The organism is Streptomyces sp. NPDC048507, from assembly GCF_043199995.1.
GTDB lineage: Bacteria > Actinomycetota > Actinomycetes > Streptomycetales > Streptomycetaceae > Streptomyces.
This window is the reverse complement of record NZ_JBICWZ010000001.1, coordinates 812,408-825,088: the sequence shown is the minus strand read 5'-3', so window position 1 is coordinate 825,088 and position 12,681 is coordinate 812,408. Positions and strand designations below refer to the sequence as shown.

The 12,681-nt window shown below is 74.1% G+C and carries 11 protein-coding genes; 4 read left to right on the top strand and 7 right to left on the bottom strand.

The genetic code is table 11. The features are described from left to right. Positions 1 to 19 precede the first annotated feature (19 nt). Complete coding sequence (locus ACGFXC_RS03775) at positions 20 to 1,111, bottom strand: AI-2E family transporter (protein ID WP_393709114.1); 1,092 nt, start codon at positions 1,109 to 1,111, stop codon at positions 20 to 22. A gap of 70 nt (positions 1,112 to 1,181) precedes the next feature. Here ACGFXC_RS03775 and ACGFXC_RS03770 point away from each other — a divergent pair, with 70 nt between their 5' ends. Together ACGFXC_RS03770 and ACGFXC_RS03765 are read left to right on the top strand one after the other, a co-directional pair. After that, positions 1,182 to 2,528 (top strand): MFS transporter, encoded by a 1,347-nt coding sequence (locus ACGFXC_RS03770; protein WP_393709113.1) that lies wholly within the window; start codon positions 1,182 to 1,184, stop codon positions 2,526 to 2,528. Between the two features lie 82 nt (positions 2,529 to 2,610). Continuing rightward, positions 2,611 to 3,348, top strand: a complete 738-nt coding sequence (locus ACGFXC_RS03765) for a hypothetical protein (protein ID WP_393709111.1) — start codon at positions 2,611 to 2,613, stop codon at positions 3,346 to 3,348. A 45-nt stretch (positions 3,349 to 3,393) separates the two neighbouring features. Here ACGFXC_RS03765 and ACGFXC_RS03760 read toward each other — a convergent pair whose 3' ends face one another. Then, complete coding sequence (locus tag ACGFXC_RS03760; protein ID WP_393709109.1) at positions 3,394 to 3,735, bottom strand: hypothetical protein; 342 nt, start codon at positions 3,733 to 3,735, stop codon at positions 3,394 to 3,396. A 148-nt stretch (positions 3,736 to 3,883) separates the two neighbouring features. Between ACGFXC_RS03760 and ACGFXC_RS03755 the strand changes: the two genes are divergently transcribed. Further along, positions 3,884 to 4,963: an alpha/beta hydrolase gene (locus ACGFXC_RS03755; RefSeq protein ID WP_393709108.1), complete on the top strand. Its 1,080-nt coding sequence runs from the start codon at positions 3,884 to 3,886 to the stop codon at positions 4,961 to 4,963. A 54-nt stretch (positions 4,964 to 5,017) separates the two neighbouring features. On the opposite strand, the gene ACGFXC_RS03750 is transcribed toward ACGFXC_RS03755, so the two are convergent. From ACGFXC_RS03750 to ACGFXC_RS03740, 3 genes are all read right to left on the bottom strand, one after another. After that, on the bottom strand, positions 5,018 to 5,254 hold the full coding sequence (locus ACGFXC_RS03750; protein ID WP_393709106.1) for a hypothetical protein: 237 nt from the start codon (positions 5,252 to 5,254) through the stop codon (positions 5,018 to 5,020). A gap of 142 nt (positions 5,255 to 5,396) precedes the next feature. Next, on the bottom strand, positions 5,397 to 6,068 hold the full coding sequence (locus tag ACGFXC_RS03745) for a response regulator (RefSeq protein ID WP_393709104.1): 672 nt from the start codon (positions 6,066 to 6,068) through the stop codon (positions 5,397 to 5,399). After that, the gene (locus ACGFXC_RS03740) at positions 6,065 to 7,246 is read right to left on the bottom strand and encodes a sensor histidine kinase (protein WP_393709102.1); all 1,182 of its coding nucleotides are present in this window, start codon (positions 7,244 to 7,246) and stop codon (positions 6,065 to 6,067) included. The genes ACGFXC_RS03745 and ACGFXC_RS03740 overlap by 4 nt, the downstream gene beginning before the upstream one ends. 297 nt (positions 7,247 to 7,543) lie before the next feature. Here ACGFXC_RS03740 and ACGFXC_RS03735 point away from each other — a divergent pair, with 297 nt between their 5' ends. Further along, a complete protein-coding gene (locus ACGFXC_RS03735; RefSeq protein WP_393709100.1) occupies positions 7,544 to 9,700 on the top strand; it encodes an MMPL family transporter in 2,157 nt (718 codons plus the stop codon). Positions 9,701 to 9,789: 89 nt separating this feature from the next. Here the strand turns inward: ACGFXC_RS03735 and ACGFXC_RS03730 are convergent, their stop codons facing one another. After that, positions 9,790 to 11,580, bottom strand: coding sequence for an ABC transporter permease/substrate binding protein (locus ACGFXC_RS03730; RefSeq protein WP_393709098.1), 1,791 nt, complete (start codon positions 11,578 to 11,580; stop codon positions 9,790 to 9,792). Beyond that, positions 11,580 to 12,647: a glycine betaine/L-proline ABC transporter ATP-binding protein gene (locus tag ACGFXC_RS03725; protein WP_393709603.1), complete on the bottom strand. Its 1,068-nt coding sequence runs from the start codon at positions 12,645 to 12,647 to the stop codon at positions 11,580 to 11,582. Before ACGFXC_RS03725 ends, ACGFXC_RS03730 begins: the two co-directional genes overlap by 1 nt. Positions 12,648 to 12,681 lie beyond the last annotated feature (34 nt).

Genomic DNA, 12,681 nt, shown 5'->3' with positions numbered 1-12,681 from the left:
CGGTAGTCGGGCCGCGGGATCACGACGACCCTGCGGCGGGCGGCACGGGCGGCGGCGGCACCGGCGGCGGCGGCACGGGGGCCGGGGAGCGCAGGGCGGTACGCACCGACCAGGTCACCGACACGAGCGGGACGGCGACCACCGCGCCGACCACACCGGCCGCGATGGCGCCCGCCACCACCGAGACGGCCACCACCAGCGGATGCAGCCGGACCGCCCAGCTCATCACCAGCGGGTGCAGCAGGTGCCCCTCGATCTGGCCGATGACCACGATCAGCGCCACCACGACGGCCGCGATGACCGGCCCCTTGGCCGCGAGGGCGACCACCGCGGCCACCGCGAGCGCGACCGGCGAGCCGATGAGGGGGACGAAGGCCGCGAGGAACTCCAGCATCGCCAGCGGCACGGCCAGCGGGACCCCCAGGAAGTACAGGGCCACCCCGACGAGCACCGCGTTCGTGGCCGCGACGAGCACGATCCCGTGGGTGTAGCCGGTGAACGTGCGCCAGGCGGCCCGCCCGCCGACGGCCACGCGCTCCCGTGCGCCCGGCGGCAGCTGGGCGCAGAACCAGGCCCACTGGCGGTCCCCGCCGTGCAGGAAGAACACCGAGGAGAACACGGCGAGCGCGAGGACGGTGAGCACCTGCACGAGCTGGCCGGCGCCGGTGACCGCCGTGTTCAGCAGCGTGGAGCGGTGGCTGGATACATAGCCGCCGATCTTCGACTGGAGGTCGGCGAGCGCGTGCGGGTCCAGCCGGAAGGGCGGCCGCGCCAGCCACCGCTGGATGCTCGACAGACCCTCGCGGAACTCGCGGACCAGGCTCCCGCTCTCCCCCGCCACCGCCTCGCCGACCAGGGCGAGCACGCCCAGCAGCACCACCGCGCTGCCGATCATGCTCAGCGCGACCGCGAGGGGCCGGGGCACCCAGCGGGTCAGCAGCCGGGCCGGCGGATGGAGCAGGGCGGTGATGACCAGGCCGAGGAAGAGCGCCACGGCGATCTCGTGGAAGCGGCCCAGCACGGCGAAGACCGCGTAGACCGCGGCGCCCACGACCAGCAGGCGCCACGCGTAGGACGCGACCGTACGCAGGATCGGTGACACCGTCGGCATGCACCATGGGTGCCACGCCGGGCGGCGGCTGCCACGCGCGGAGCGGCGTATTCGCCCGTCCGGGGCGAAAATGCCTTGCCCGGGCCCCCGAGAACGCGCACGATGGCCCGTCGTGAGTGGATCCCGTCTTTCGTCCGTACTGCCCGACCTGTCCCCCTGGCGCTCCAGCCGTGACTTCCGGCTGCTCTTCTTCCAGGGGACGGTCACCTTCTTCGGCTCCTTCATGGCGATGATCGCCCTGCCGCTCCAGATCAAGCACCTGACGGACTCGCCGCTGGCGGTCGGCGCCATGGGCGCGGTGGAGCTGGTCCCGCTGGTGGTCTGCGGGCTGTACGGGGGCGCCCTCGCGGACGCCGTCGACCGGCGGCGGCTGATCCTGCTGACCGAGGCCGGGCTCGGGGTCCTCGCCCTGGTGCTGCTGGTGAACGCACTGCTGCCGCACCCGCTGCTGTGGCCGCTGTACGTGGTCGCGGCCGGGGTGTCGGCGCTGACCGGGCTCCAGCGGCCCGCGCTGGACTCGCTGATGGCGCGGATCGTGCCGCACGACCAGCTGAGCGCCGCCGCCGCGCTCAACGGGCTGCGCTACCAGTTCGGGGCGATCGCGGGACCGGCCCTGGCCGGCGTGGTCGTCGCGTACGCCGGGTACGCGCCCGCGTACTGCGTCACCGTGGCGGGCTTCCTCGTCTCGGTGGCCCTGTGCACCCGGCTCAGCCCCGCGCCGCCGGCCGGCGGCGCGGACCGCCCCTCGCTGCGGTCCATCGCCGAGGGTGCCCGGTACGCGTGGAGCCGGCCGGTGCTGCTGGGCACGTACGCCGTGGACCTGGCGGCGATGTTCTTCGCCTTCCCCAACGCGATCCTGCCGTTCCTCGCCGACGAGCTCGACGCGGTGTGGGCCCTGGGCCTGATGTACGCGGCGGGCGCGGTCGGCTCGCTCGCCCTCGGGCTGACCAGCGGCTGGGTGTCGCGGGTACGGCGGCACGGGCTCCTGGTGGTCTGCGGGGCGGCCGCGTGGGGCCTGGCCATCGCGGCGGCCGGCTGGGCCACGGGCATCTGGGTGGTGCTGCTGTGCCTGGCCGTGGCCGGGGCGGGCGACATGCTGAGCGGCCTGGGCCGGGCCACGATCTGGAACCAGACGATCCCCGAGGAACTGCGCGGACGGCTCGCGGGCATCGAAGTGCTCTCGTACAGCGTCGGACCGCAGCTCGGCCAGGTCCGGGCCGGGACGATGGCCGGCTGGACCGGCACCCGGCCGGCGTTCTGGAGCGGCGGCCTGGCCTGCGTGGCCTCGGTGGCCCTGCTGGCCGCGCTGCTGCCGAAGCTGATCTCCTACGACGCCGACACCGACGAGGACGCACGGCGCCGGCGGGCCGCCCGGGAGGCCGGACCGGCCCCGCTGCCGCAGGGCGCCGCGTCCTGACGCGCCGCCCAGGGGGGAGGCGGGGCGCCCGAACGGCGGTGCCCGCGGTGCGCGGGGGCGCCGGGGCCGGGAGGGTGACGCCATGGGCGCATGGTGGTACCGCAACATCCTGGAGCCGGGGAAACTGCCCCTGCTCCTGGCCCTGTCCGCGTTCGTCCTGACCTTCGCCGTGACCCGGGTCATCACCCGGATGATCCGCGCCGGGAAGGGCCCCTTCCGCAACGTCACCCCGGGCGGCCTGCACGTGCACCACGCCGTCCCCGGGGTGATCCTCATGACCCTGGGCGGGTTCACCGCCATCGCGGGCGGCCGCTCGGGGTGGGGCACCTGCCTGGCTGCCGCCCTGTTCGGGATGGGCACCGGCCTGGTGCTCGACGAGTTCGCGCTGATCCTGCACCTGAGCGACGTCTACTGGAGCAAGGAGGGGACCGTCAGCGTCGAGGTCGTGATCCTCACCTCGGCGCTCGCCTCGCTGCTGCTGTGCGGGTTCCTGCCGCTCGGCGTGGACGGGCTGACGCCGGACGAGGAGCAGAGCCGGCTGACCGTCATGGCAACGGTGGTGTTCAACCTGCTGGTGGCCGTGGTCGCGCTCTTCAAGGGCAAACCGCGGATGGCCGTCCTCGGCATGATCGTCCCGCTGATCGCCCTGTTCGCGGCCGTCCGGCTGGCCCGGCCGGCCTCTCCGTGGGCGCGCCGGTTCTACCGGCGCCGGCCCGGGGCACGGGCCCGGAGCCTGAAGCGGGCCTACCACCACGACCGGCGCTGGAGCGGACTGCGGCGCCGGGTCGACTACCTGATCGGCGGGGCTCCCAGCCAGTGACGCGGGCGGGCGCCGGAGGTCACCGCCGGACCCGCCCGCCCGGGCTCACGCGGAGGCGGGGACCCCGTCGAGCTCCCACGCGTGGCGCTTGAACTCCCGGCGGAAGTCCGGGTGGTCCTCCCACTGGCGGGCGATGCCGCGCAGCACGTCCCAGTGGTGCTCCACCGACTGGTCGATGACGTTGCGCATCCGCTGGTCGGCCGTCTCCCGCTGCGCGACGAGCCCCTTCACCACGGACGCCTCCAGCACGCTGTTGCGCAGCGCGCGCAGCGCCCGGGAGGTGTCGTCCATCGCGAATCCGCGCTCACTCCCGGTCTCCGCCTCGAACAGCGGGGTCAGCCGCGCCTCGATGAACGCGGTGATCCGCTCGAAGTGCTGCACGTCCATCAGGGGTCTCCCTCTCCCGCCGTGCGCGCGCCCGGGCGCGGCACGGCCCTTCGGATCTGCTCGGGGCCGAGCTCGGTTGCAGGATACGAGGTCCCGGTCACCGGCCTGCCACAGGTCCGCTTCCGGCGGAAAGGGACATACTGCTGCCGTGAACGACACGGCCGGCGCAGGACACCGCCGCGCGCGCCCGCGCCGCGGCCGCTGGATCGGGGGCGCGGTGGCGCTGGCCCTCACGGGCGCGGTCGCGAGCGGCGTCCTGACGGGCTCCGGGGCCCCCTCCGACACGGGCCGGACGGTACGGATCGACGCGGGCCCGGGCCGGGCGCGGGGCGCGCCGGTGGACGCGCAGACCGAACTGCCCGCCGGGCCCGCGCCGGAGCTGCGGATCGCCGCGACGATCCCGGAGGACGGCAGCAAGGTCATGGTGACCACCCTGGCGGGGAGGAAGTCCGGCTTCACGGGCAGGGTGTGGCTGTGGCTGCCGCCGCAGTACGCGGAACCCCGCTACGCCCGCAGCGGGTTCCCGGTGCTGATCGCACTGCCGGGCGGTCCGGGTTTCCCCGTCAACTACTGGATGGACCGCAACCTCAAGCTGGAGGCGAGCATCTCGCGCTGGTCGAAGGACGGCAGCAGCCTGCCGTTCATCCTGGCCATGCCGGTCCTCAATCCGCGCACGGACGGGAAGGAGGGCCTGTACTGGGACGGGAGCGACATCCCCGGCCAGCCGCGGATGGGGACTTGGCTGACGGAGGACGTGCCCGATCTGGTGCGGTCCGCCTTCCGGACCATCAGGTCGCGCGACGGGTGGGCGTTCATGGGCAGCTCCACCGGTGGCTTCGCCGGGCTGAAGGCGGTGCTGCAGAAGCCGGACCGGTTCAAGGCGGTGATCGCCGGGGGTCCGGACATCCTGCCCGACTCCCGGCTGTGGCAGGGGCATCCGCGGGAGAAGCTGGAGAACAGCCCGCCGTGGCTCGCGCAGCGGCTCATCGACCGGCACGGTCCGGAGGTCTACCTCGCCTTCCAGGTCGGTACGAAGGGCAGCGACATCCGGTGCCGGCCGCAGATCGAGAAGTTCATCGCGCGGTACGGGACCGGGCCGGTGAAGACGCGGTTCCACATCGACGAGGGCGGCGGGCACAACGCCCGCACCTACGTGCCCGGCATGCACGACGGGGCGCTGATCCAGTGGGTCAGCGCGCACATGCGGGGCCCGGTCCCCGCCCCCTGAGGCGGGACGGCCCCGGCTGCCGCCCCGGCGTCCCGGAGCCGCGCCGGGCGCTCCTCATCCGCGGGGGTACGCCCCCGGCGGGGTGACGGCCAGGACGGGCGGGGCGGGCGAGGCGTGGCGGTGTCCGCAGGGGTCGAAGACCAGGACCACCGGTTCGCCCGGGCGTTGCCGCCAGGAGATCCGCTCGGGCGCCGTCCCGCACGCCGGACAGGAGGGCAGCGGACCCGGCGGCGCCTCGCGGCACTCGGACCGGGCCGCGAGCGTCGGCGGCATGGGGTGCGGGTCACGCATGGCGGCTCCCTGGTCCGGCGGTTGTACTCCAGGCACTGTGCCACGCCGGGGGGCCTGCGCGCACGGGCGAATCATCCAGGGTTCTGGCTGGTCAGAGGGAGTTCCACCAGGCCCAATGCGGTCGTCGTCGGGCACTTGGTGATCAAGTGCTCTTCCGGTCGGCCTCGACCAGTCCCGATTCGTAGGCGGCGATGACGGCCTGCGCCCGGTCGCGCACGCCCAACTTGTTGAAGACGCCGGTGATGTGGTTCTTGACCGTGGAGACGCTGATGTCCAGTTCGGCGGCCAGCTCGGCGTTGTCCAGCCCGCCGGCCAGCAGTCGCCAGATCTCCAGCTCGCGCGGGGTGAGTCCGGCGCCGGCGATGCCGGGTGCGGGCCGGGGCGCGCGCGGGGAGGCCCGTACGTAGGTGGAGATCAGCCGGGTCAGCAGGCGCGGCGCGACGGCCGCTTCCCCGGTGTGGACGGTGCGGACTGCGGCGATCAGTTCCTCGGGGGAGATGTCCTTGGGCAGGAAGCCGTGGGCGCCCGCGCGCAGGGCGGCGACCACGTACTCGTCCATGTCGAAGGTGCTCAGCGCGAGCACCCGGGCCCGCGGGCTGGTGCGGGCCAGTTCCGCGGTGGCCCGGACCCCGTCGAGGACCGGCATCCGGATGTCCATGACGACCACGTCGGGATCCAGCCGCCCGGCGAGCTCCACCGCCTCGGCGCCGTCCCCCGCCTCGCCGACGACCTCGACGTCCGGGTGGGGGGCGAGGATCAGGGCCAGGCCGCGCCGGACCAGCGGCTGGTCGTCGGCGATGAGCACGCGGATCATCGGGCGGGTTCCTCTCCTCGGGCGGCGCCGGCCCCCGCCGCGACGGGGAGGCGGGCCGAGACCCGGAAGCCGCCCTCGTGCTGCGGGGCGGCCTCCAGGGTGCCGCCCTGCAGGGCGACGCGTTCACGCATTCCGATCAGACCGTACCCGCCGGGCCCGGCGGGCCGCGCGCCGGCCTGGCCGCCCGCGGATCCGCTGCCCGGACCGTCGTCGCGCACCTCCACGGCCACCTCGTCCGGGTGGTACGTCAGCCGTACGTGGGCCCGGGCGTCCCCGGCGTGCTTGCGGGCGTTGGTCAGGGCCTCCTGCACGACGCGGAACACGGTCAGGCCGACGGTGGGCGGCAGCGGCCGGACCGGGCCGCGTACCGTGAACTCCGTCTCCATGCCGGCCAGCCGGGACTCCGCGACGATGCGTTCCAGGTCCGCCGGGCCGGGCTGCGGCGCGGGCGGGACCGTGTCCGGTTCGTCCCCCGCGCGCAGCACGTCGAGCAGTTGCCGCATCTCGCCGAGCGCCATCCGGCCGGATCCCTCCAGGGTGACCAGGGCCTCCCGGGCGGCCTCCCGGTCGTGGTCGAGGTTGGCCCGGGCGCCGCCGGCCATGAGCTGCATGGTGGTGATGTGGTGGGCCACGATGTCGTGCAGCTCCCGGGCGATGCGGCGGCGTTCCTCGGCGACCGCCCGGTCGGCGAGCAGCACCCGGTTGGCCTCGGTCTCCCGCTGCCAGCGCTTGACCACCAGTCCCGTGGCGACGACGAGGACGGTCGCGGTCGCGTTCGCGGCGAGGCCCGTGAGCGAGCCGAACGGCAGACCGCCCTGGCCGAGGGTGACCAGCGGGGCCGTCGCCAGGGCGCCGCCGGCCACCACGGCGGGGCGGCAGGCCACCGCGACCGAGAACAGGGCGATGGCCGGGGTGAGGCCGAAGTGCGGTGACACGGGCAGGGTCAGGTTCGCCGCGGCGGTCAGCGCCACCACCGCCGCGAGCGTCACGACCGGGTGGCGGCGCCGGGCGAGCAGCGCCAGCGCCGCGGCCACGACGAGGAACGCCGCGGTCACCTCCAGCGGGGCCCCCGCGAACTGGGTAGCGAACGCGAAGCCGGTGAGGTCCACGGCCACCGCCCCGGCCGCCACCAGGGCGTCGCCCCGCGTCCACGTGAGCCTGTCGGCGAGCGTGCTCATCTCCTGCGGCCTTCCCCCACGGGCCGCCGCGCGGCAGCCCTCGTCGCTCCATTCTCACACCGCCGCCGGAGCCGGACGCCGGTCGCGGGGAGGGGCCCGGACCAGGACTCCGGTCCTGGTCCGGGCCCCTCCCCGGACCGTGGTCCCGGCCGCGAACTCGTCCTTCGCCCGGACGTCCGCCGCCCCGGGCGCTGGTGTTCTGGATGGGGGCCGGACACCCGGCCCGACGCGACGGACAGACGGAGGAGAACAGTGATCCGCGCCCTGACGGGATGCTCGACGAGGAACGCGTGGAAGGTGATCGCCCTCTGGGCGGTGCTCGGCATCGGGCTGACCATCCTGGGCCAGGTGTTCGTCTTCCGCGCCACCCAGCCCGGCAACGACGGCTTCCTGCCCGCCTCCTACGATTCGGCCGCCGCGCTGCGCATCGCCGAGGAGAACTTCGGCGCCCGGCCCGACTCCGACCCGCTGACGGTGCTGGTGGCCCGTACGGACGGCGCCGCGCTCGGCGCGGCCGACGAGCGCGGCATCGAGGAGGTGTCCGCGCGGCTGGCGGGGCGCGAGATCGTCATGCCGAGGAGCGAGGACGATCCGCCGTTCGTCCAGGACCACTCCCAAGTGCCCCGGATCGCCCCGGGCATGACGGCCCCCGACCGCACCTTCCGGCTGCTGTCGGTCGAACTGAAGGGCAACCCCCAGGACCCCGGGGTGCAGAGCACCTACAAGGAGTTCCGGGACCAGGCCCGGACCGCCTTCCGCGAGGCGGGGCTGCGGACGGGGTTCACCGGCGGGCTGGCCGCGACGGTGGACACGGCCGATGCCGAGAAGACCCGCTCGACGGTCGTCGGCTCGCTGGTGATGGGGCTGATCGTGCTGCTCCACGTCCTGGTGTTCCGCAGTGCGCTCGCCGCGCTGCTGCCGCTGGTCGCGATGGCGGTCATCGGGGGCGCGGCGGCCGGTGCGGTGATCATGGCGGCGATGGCGACGGGCATCCGGCTGGCCCCCTCCACCCCCGGGCTGATCAACGTGGTGCTGATGGGCATCGGGATCGACTACTTCCTCTTCCTGCTGTTCCGCTTCCGCGAGCACCTGCGCCGGCACCCGGGGCAGTCGGGCCGCGAGGCCGCCGCGCAGGTCGCGGGCCGGGTGGGGACGGCCATCACCTCGGCGGCGCTGACCATCGTCGCCGCGTTCGCCACCCTCGGGATCGCCTCCTTCGGCCAGTTCCGGGTGCTGGGCCCGGCCATCGCGGTGTCCGTCCTGGTGATGCTGTTCGGCAGCCTGACGCTGATGCCCGCCCTGCTGGCCGTGACCGGCCGCAGGATGTTCTGGCCGTCGAAGTCCCTGGAACGCGCGCCCCGGGAGGGGGTGGCGGGCCGGCTCGGCGCGCTCACGGCCCGGCGCCCCGTGGCGCTGGTCCTGGCCTCGCTGGCGCTGCTCGGCGCGCTGACGGCCGGACTGGCCGGACTGCGGATGGACTACGGGCAGTCCGGCGCGGACGCCGAGCGGACCGCCGCCGCCCGGACCGCGGCGGAGATCTCCCGCGCGCTGCCCGCCGGCGTCTCGGACCCGACGAGCGTGTTCGTCGCCGCCACGGACGGTGCCCCGCTGGGCGCCGCGCGGGTGGCCGCTCTGGCCGGGGAGCTCGCCCGGGTGCCCGGGGTGGGGCGGGTCGCCCCGACCGTGGTGAGCGAGAACGGCAGGGCGGCCCGCATCGATCTGCTGCTGACCGCCGGATCCGGCGAGCAGAAGGCCCGCGACCTGGTCTCCGGGCCGGTCCGCGAAACGGTCCGCGCGCACCTGCCCGCCGGGACGGAGGCCCATGTCGGCGGCACCGCGTCGGTGTTCGCGGACATCGCGGTGGCCGTCGACGAGGACCTGAAGGTGATCTTCCCGGTGGCGGCGGTGCTGATCGCCGTCATCCTCCTGGTGCTGCTGCGGAGCCTGCTCGCACCGGTGGTGCTGATGCTCGCGGTCGGCCTCGGTTTCGCGGCCACGCTCGGCGCCTCGGCGCTGGTCTTCCAGCACGGGCTGGGGCGGCCGGGCGTGGACTTCACGCTCCCGCTGGTGCTGTTCCTGTTCGTGGTGGCGCTGGGCACCGACTACAACATCCTCGTCGGCGACCGGATCAGGGAGGAGATGGAGCGGCCGGGGACGGCCCGGGCCGCGGTGGCCCGCGCCGTGCGGCACACCGCCCCGGCCGTCGCGACGGCCGGGCTGGTCCTGGCCGCGTCCTTCGGCAGCCTGGCCGTGAGCCCGCACCCCGGTACGCAGCAGACCGGCTTCGCGACGGCGGTCGGGATCCTGCTGTCGGCCTTCGTGCTGTCGATCGTGCTCGTGCCCGCGCTGGCCGCGCTGCTGGGCCGCTCCCTGTGGTGGCCGCTGCGGCCGCGGGTGCGCGGCGGGGAGCAGCCGGCCGTGCGGCCGGGGGCCGAGCGGGTGCCGGTGGGCTGAAGACGCGTACGCGCCGGGGCGCGCGGGACCGTGACGGCCCCGCGCGCCCCGGCGCGTACGGAGGCGGCCCCGCGCGGGCCGCCCATGGGTCAGGCGAGCTTGTCCACCTCGGGGTGGTCCTTCAGCCAGGCGCGCACGGCCTGCTGCTCCTGGCCCTTGCCGGTCTCCTGGATCTTCGCCTCCAGGCCGGTGAGCTGGGCCTCGGTGAGCTTGAAGGAGCGCAGCCACTCGGCGACCTTCGGCTCGTCGGCGGCGAAGCCCTTGCGCGCGAGGGTGTGGATGCCGTCGCCCTTGCCCCAGGCTCCCTTGGGGTCCTCCAGCTTGGTGAGCTGGTAGGAGGAGTAGGCCCAGTGCGGGGACCACAGGACGACCGCGACGGGCTCCTTCTTCTCGTAGGCCCGCTTCAGCTCGGCGAGCATGCCCGGGGTGGACCCGTCGACGACCTTGTACTCGCCGTCGAGGCCGTACTGGCCCAGCACCTTGTCCTTGAGGATGGACATCTCGCCGGCGCTCGGCTCGATGCCGATGATCCGGCCCTTGAACTCGCCGGACTTGCCCTTGAGGTCGGCCAGCGAGCGGACGTCCTTCATGTACGAGGGGACGGCCAGCTCCAGCGAGGTGGGGCCGTACCAGGAGCCGAGGTCCTCCAGCTTGTCGCCGTACTTCTGCCAGTACTGGGCGTGCGTGACGGGCAGCCAGGAGTCGGTCTGGAAGTCGATCTGGCCGCCGGCGAGGCCGGTGTAGAGCGCGCCCGCCTCCAGCTGGCGCGCGTCGACCTTGAAGCCGCGGCGCTCCAGGAGCTCCTTCCACAGGAACGTCGAGGCGATGCCCTCGTCCCAGGGGATGTAGCCGAGCGAGACGGTGCGGCCCTTGCCGATGTCGGCGGCGCCGGCCGGGCCGGACTCCTCGTGGGCGCCGAAGGTGCTCATACCGCCGGCCACCAGGGCCAGGACGACCGCGCCGGTGACCGCGTACGCGGGCTGCGGCCGGTGGCTCCAGAGCTTGGCGGCGCCGGTCGCGGCCGCGCGGGTCTTCTCCAGGGCGCGGCGGCCGAGCGGGGAGACCTGACGGCCCAGCGCTCCGGTCATCCGGTCCAGGTACATGGCGAGGATGACGATGGACAGGCCCGCCTCGAAGCCGAGGCCGATGTCGACGTTGCCGATGGCCCGGTAGACGGCGCCGCCGAGTCCGCCGCCGCCGACCATGCCGGCGATGACGACCATGGACAGGCCGAGCATGATGACCTGGTTGACGCCCGCCATGATGGTGGGCAGGGCCAGCGGGAGCTGGACGCGGAAGAGCGTGTCGCGGGGGGCGGTGCCGAAGGCCTCGGCGGCCTCGACGAGTTCCCCGTCGACCTGGCGGATGCCGAGTTCGGTCATCCGGACGCCGGGCGGCAGCGAGAAGATGATCGTGGCGATGATGCCGGGGACCACGCCCACGCCGAAGAAGATGATGCCGGGGATCAGGTAGACCATGGCCGGCATGGTCTGCATGAAGTCCAGGACGGGCCGCAGGACGGCGCTGACCCGGTCGGAACGGGACGCCCAGACGCCGAGCGGCAGGGCGAACACGAGCGTGACGAGGGTCGCCACGAGGACCAGGGACAGGGTGGACATGGCTTCGTCCCACAGCGCCACCGAGTCCACGAGCGCGAATCCGGCGAAGGCCAGCAGGGCGGCGAGCAGACCGCGCAGCCACCAGGCGGCGACCGCGAGGATGCCCGCGAAGAGCAGCGGGGCCGGCGCGGACAGCACCGCGTCGATGCCGTCGTAGAGGCCGGTCACCAGGGTGCTGATGGCGTCGAAGAGCCAGGAGAGGTGGCGCTGGAGGAAGTCGACGGTGCTGTCGGCCCAGGCGCCGAGGTGCAGGCGGGGCATCAGGCGGCCACCTCCGCGCAGGCGCAGGCCATCGGGGGCCGCTGTTCGTCACCGATGAAGGCGACGAGCCGGTCCTGCGGGACGGAGCCGACCACGGCCCCCCGCGCGTCCGTGACGCTCACCGCGTGCGGGACGCGGGCGCTGACCGCGCACAGGTCGGCGAGCGGGGTGTCCGCGCTGACGGTGGGGCAGGTGCAGCCGTCCGCGGGCTCGGGGGCGTCGTCCATGACGGCGTCCGCGGTGAGCACGCGCGAGCGGTCCACGTCCTGCACGAAGGAGGCGACGTAGTCGTCGGCCGGGCGGGTGAGGATGTCCTCGGCGGTGCCCTGCTGCACGATGCGGCCGTCGCGCATGACGGCGATGGAGTCGCCCAGGCGCATGGCCTCGTTGAGGTCGTGGGTGATGAAGACGATGGTCTTCTTCAGGGTCCGCTGGAGTTCCAGGAGCTGGTCCTGCATGTCGCGGCGGATCAGCGGGTCCAGGGCACTGAAGGACTCGTCCATCAGGAGCAGGTCTGCGTCGGTGGCCAGGGCGCGGGCCAGGCCCACGCGCTGCTGCATGCCGCCGGACAGCTCGTCGGGCCAGGACTTCTCCCAGCCGCCGAGCCCGCACAGCGCCAGCGCCTCGGCGGCGCGCCGTTCGCGCTCGGCCCGGGGGACGCCCTGGACCTCCAGGCCGTAGGCGGCGTTCGCCAGCACGTCGCGGTGCGGGAACAGCGCGAAGTGCTGGAACACCATGGAGATCTTGGTGGACCGTACGTGGCGCATCTCACGCGCTCCGAGGGCGGTGAGGTCCTCACCGTCGAAGAGGATGCGTCCGGCCGTGGGTTCCAGCAGACCGTTGAGCATCCGCAGGAGGGTGGACTTGCCGGAGCCCGACAGCCCCATGACGACGAAGATCTCGCCGGGCTCGACGCGGAATGTGGCGTCGATCACGGCGGCGGTCGTGCCCTCGGCACGCAGCTCGTCGCGGTCGGCACCCCGTTCGAGGGACCGGACGGCTGCCTTCAGCCGGTCGGGTCGTCTTCCGAACACCTTGTAGACGTGTTCGGCCTGGAGCGTGGACACATGCACCTCGTGGGTCGTACCGGGTCCGGGGCAC

Coding starts and splice junctions, on each gene's coding strand:
- ACGFXC_RS03775 (WP_393709114.1), bottom strand. CDS start 1,111: ATGCCGACGGTGTCACCGATCCTGCGTACGGTCGCGTCCTACGCGTGG.
- ACGFXC_RS03770 (WP_393709113.1), top strand. CDS start 1,182: ATGCCTTGCCCGGGCCCCCGAGAACGCGCACGATGGCCCGTCGTGAGT.
- ACGFXC_RS03765 (WP_393709111.1), top strand. CDS start 2,611: ATGGGCGCATGGTGGTACCGCAACATCCTGGAGCCGGGGAAACTGCCC.
- ACGFXC_RS03760 (WP_393709109.1), bottom strand. CDS start 3,735: ATGGACGTGCAGCACTTCGAGCGGATCACCGCGTTCATCGAGGCGCGG.
- ACGFXC_RS03750 (WP_393709106.1), bottom strand. CDS start 5,254: ATGCGTGACCCGCACCCCATGCCGCCGACGCTCGCGGCCCGGTCCGAG.
- ACGFXC_RS03745 (WP_393709104.1), bottom strand. CDS start 6,068: ATGATCCGCGTGCTCATCGCCGACGACCAGCCGCTGGTCCGGCGCGGC.
- ACGFXC_RS03740 (WP_393709102.1), bottom strand. CDS start 7,246: ATGAGCACGCTCGCCGACAGGCTCACGTGGACGCGGGGCGACGCCCTG.
- ACGFXC_RS03730 (WP_393709098.1), bottom strand. CDS start 11,580: ATGCCCCGCCTGCACCTCGGCGCCTGGGCCGACAGCACCGTCGACTTC.